Below are 3571 nucleotides of genomic sequence, written 5' to 3' on the forward strand. Positions count from 1 at the left end.
GGGCCGCAGTCGGCCCGGCGGCGGTCAGCGGACCGGGTTGCGGACGCCCTCGGCGAGTTCGGCGCTGAGCGCGCGCAGGGCGGTCAGGCCGGCCGCCTCGTCCGGAGCGTCGAGCAGGCAGCGGACCAGGGCGCTGCCGACGATGACGCCGTCGGCGTACCCGGCGACGGTGCCGGCCTGCGCGCCGGTGCCCACGCCCAGCCCGACCCCGACCGGCAGGTCGGTGACCGCGCGCAGCCGGGACACCAGGATCGGCGCCGCCTCGGAGGTCTGCGACCGGGCGCCGGTGACGCCCATGATCGCGGTGGCGTAGACGAAGCCGCGGCAGTGCTCAACGGTCATCTTCAGCCGCGCGTCGGTGGAGGACGGCGAGACCAGGAACGTCCGGTCCAGCCCGTGGGCGTCGGAGGCGGCCAGCCACTCCTCCGCCTCGTCGGGAATCAGGTCCGGGGTGATCAGGCCGGTGCCGCCGGCCGCCGCGAGGTCCCGGGCGAACGCGTCGACGCCGTACTGCTCGATCGGGTTCCAGTAGGTCATGGTGACCACCGGGGCGCCGGTGGCCGCGACCGCCTCGACGATGCGCAACGTGTCCGCGGTACGGACCCCGCCGGCCAGGGCGATGTCGCTGGCCTTCTGGATCACCGGCCCGTCCATCACCGGGTCCGAGTACGGGATCTCCATCTCGATGACGTCGACCCCGGCCTCGACCATGGCGGTCATCGCGGCGATGCTGCCCTCGAGGGTCGGGAACCCGGCCGGCATGCAGCCGACCAGCACGGCCCGCCCGTCGGCCCGGGCCTTGTCGAAGGCCGCCCCGATCCGACTCATGATCACTCCTTGTCGAGGATGCCGAAGTACTCGCCGGCGGTGTGCACGTCCTTGTCACCCCGGCCGGAGAGGTTGACCACGATGACCGGCTCCCGGCCCAGCTCGGCGGCGAGCTGCGGGGCGATCTGCAGGGCGCCGGCGAGGGCGTGCGAGCTCTCGATCGCCGGGATGATTCCCTCGGTATGGCAGAGCAGCTCGAACGCGGCCATCGCCTCCCGGTCGGTCACCGGCGCGTACGTGGCCCGGCCGCTGTCGTGCAGCCAGGCGTGCTCCGGGCCGACCCCCGGGTAGTCCAGGCCGGCCGAGATGGAGTGCGACTCGATGGTCTGGCCGTCGGCGTTCTGCAGGACGTACGTCCGGGTGCCGTGCAGCACACCGGAGGAGCCGCCGGTGATGCTGGCCGCGTGCCGGCCGGTCTCCACGCCCTCGCCGCCGGCCTCGAAGCCGTACAGCCGAACCTCGGTGTCCGGCACGAAGGCGTGGAAGATGCCGAGCGCGTTGGAACCGCCGCCGACGCAGGCGGCGACGGCGTCCGGCAGCGCGCCGGTCAGGTCGAGGCACTGCTGGCGGGCCTCCTCGCCGATCCCCCGGACGAAGTCCCGGACCATCTCCGGGAACGGGTGCGGGCCGGCGGCGGTGCCGATCAGGTAGTGGGTGTTGTCGACGTTGGCGACCCAGTCCCGCATCGCCTCGTTCATCGCGTCCTTGAGCGTCCGCGAGCCGGTGGTGACCGGGATGACGGTGGCGCCGAGCATCCGCATCCGGGCCACGTTGAGCGCCTGCCGTTCGGTGTCCACCTCCCCCATGTAGACCACGCACTCGAGGTCGAACAGAGCGGCGGCGGTGGCGGTGGCCACGCCGTGCTGGCCGGCGCCGGTCTCGGCGATCACCCGGGTCTTGCCCATCCGCTTGGTCAGCAGGGCCTGGCCGAGCACGTTGCGCACCTTGTGCGCGCCGGTGTGGTTCAGGTCCTCCCGCTTGAGCAGGATCCGGGCCCCGGCCTTCGCGGAGAACCGCTCGGCGGAGTACAGCAGCGACGGTGTGCCGGCGTAGTCGCGCAGCAGGGCGTCGAACTCGGCGAGGAACGCCTCGTCGGTCATCGCCTTGCGGTACGCGGCGTCGAGCTCGTCGAGCGCGGCGACCAGCGCCTCGGGGACGAACCGGCCGCCGAAGCGGCCGAAGTGACCGGCGGCGTCGGGGACCTGGCTGGCCGGGGCGTTGGCGCTCATCGGGGTGTCCTCTCGCTGCGGAGTCGTGCGGACCCGGCGCGGGGTCAGCGCGCCGGGCGGGGCGTGGCCGGGTGGTTGCCGGCGTTGACCAGCTCGGCGACCGCCTCGCGAGGGCTCTTCTGGGTGACCAGCCCTTCGCCGACCAGGACCGCGTCGGCGCCCGCCGAGGCGTACCGGATGAGGTCGTGCGGGCCGCGCACGCCGGACTCGGCGATCTTGACGACGCTGCTGGGCAGGCCGGGCGCGATCCGCTCGAACACCGAGCGGTCGACCTCCAGGGTACGCAGGTCACGGGCGTTGACCCCGATCACCTGCGCGCCGGCCTCCAGGGCCCGGTCGGCCTCCTCCTCGGTGTGCACCTCGACCAGCGCGGTCATGCCGAGCGACTCGATCCGCTCCAGGAGCCCGACCAGCGCGTTCTGCTCGAGCGCGGCGACGATGAGCAGCACCAGGTCGGCACCGTGGGCGCGAGCCTCGTGCACCTGGTAGCTGGAGACCACGAAGTCCTTGCGGAGTACCGGAATGTTCACCGCGGCCCGCACGGCGGCCAGGTCGTCGAGCGACCCGCCGAACCAGCGGCCCTCGGTGAGCACACTGATCGCCCGGGCGCCACCGGCGGCGTACTCGCCGGCCAGGTCTGCCGGATCGGCGATCTCCGCCAGCCGCCCCTTGGACGGCGAGGAGCGCTTGACCTCGGCGATCACGGCCACACCGGGCCGGCGCAGGGCCGCGTAGGCGTCCAGCGGCGGCGGCGCGGCGGCGGCCAGCTCGCGGATCCGCTCCAGCGAAACCTGCTCCTGGCGCCGGGCCACGTCCTCACGAACGCCGGCCAGGATCTCGTCGAGCACGCTTGCGGACGCCGCCGGACCGGCCTCGTCCCCCTCCGCGTGCGCATGCTCAGCAGTCACCAACGGACTCCCCTCTCCGGGTGTCATGGGCCGATGCTAGGCGGCCCGACCTGGCGACAAGTGCCGGGGGTATGGCGCTCCTCACGAAATGGGCTGTGGCATCATGACCGACTTCATGTGAACTAGATGTCACAGAGCGCCACCGCGCCCATCGACCGGTGTCACCCGATCCGGTCGACCGCCACAGTGCGATCCATCGATCGCGACCCATACCTCATCTCACCACGGCCCGGCCGCACCCGCAGGACGACGACGCCGTTCGATGCTGTGACCAAACTCAAGGACGAACGGCCCTGCCCAGGTCATACGCCTCGGACGGACAGTTGACGTGGCCTTCACGCCGACGAAACGTGAGCCGGGCAGGATCCTCGTCGGGCAGACTCGACGCGGCGCCTGCCCACCGTCGCCAACGATCTTCATGCGGGGTGACCATGAGCACCAACGAGCCGAGCTCGATCGGACTGACCACCATCTCCCGGACCGTGGCATCGCTCGCCGTCGGCGTGGTGCACACCCTCGAACGCGCCGTGGTCGGCGACGCCCGGATGCGGACCGCCCGGGGCAACGCCTGGGAGGCCGTCTGCGCCGACCGGGCCCGCGCCGAGC

Annotated in this window: 3 protein-coding genes; all 3 read right to left on the reverse strand. The window is 72.6% G+C overall.

The annotated features are described in order from the left end of the window. Nucleotides 1–24 precede the first annotated feature (24 nt). From trpA to trpC, 3 genes are read right to left on the reverse strand one after another with little or no spacing between them, the layout of a single operon-like run. Nucleotides 25–828 carry a tryptophan synthase subunit alpha gene (trpA, locus tag DKL51_RS28040; protein ID WP_124812676.1) on the reverse strand — a complete coding sequence of 268 codons (804 nt, stop codon included), beginning with the start codon at nt 826–828 and terminating at the stop codon, nt 25–27. 2 nt (nt 829–830) lie between these two features. Continuing rightward, on the reverse strand, nt 831–2057 hold the full coding sequence (gene trpB / locus DKL51_RS28045) for a tryptophan synthase subunit beta (RefSeq protein WP_109966181.1): 1227 nt from the start codon (nt 2055–2057) through the stop codon (nt 831–833). Between the two features lie 44 nt (nt 2058–2101). Next, a complete protein-coding gene (gene trpC, locus DKL51_RS28050; protein ID WP_185734940.1) occupies nt 2102–2905 on the reverse strand; it encodes an indole-3-glycerol phosphate synthase TrpC in 804 nt (267 codons plus the stop codon). Nucleotides 2906–3571: the final 666 nt, after the last annotated feature.

It is taken from the genome of Micromonospora globispora (assembly GCF_003857015.1).
GTDB lineage: Bacteria > Actinomycetota > Actinomycetes > Mycobacteriales > Micromonosporaceae > Micromonospora > Micromonospora globispora.

Coding starts and splice junctions, on each gene's coding strand:
- trpA (WP_124812676.1), bottom strand. CDS start 828: ATGAGTCGGATCGGGGCGGCCTTCGACAAGGCCCGGGCCGACGGGCGG.
- trpB (WP_109966181.1), bottom strand. CDS start 2,057: ATGAGCGCCAACGCCCCGGCCAGCCAGGTCCCCGACGCCGCCGGTCAC.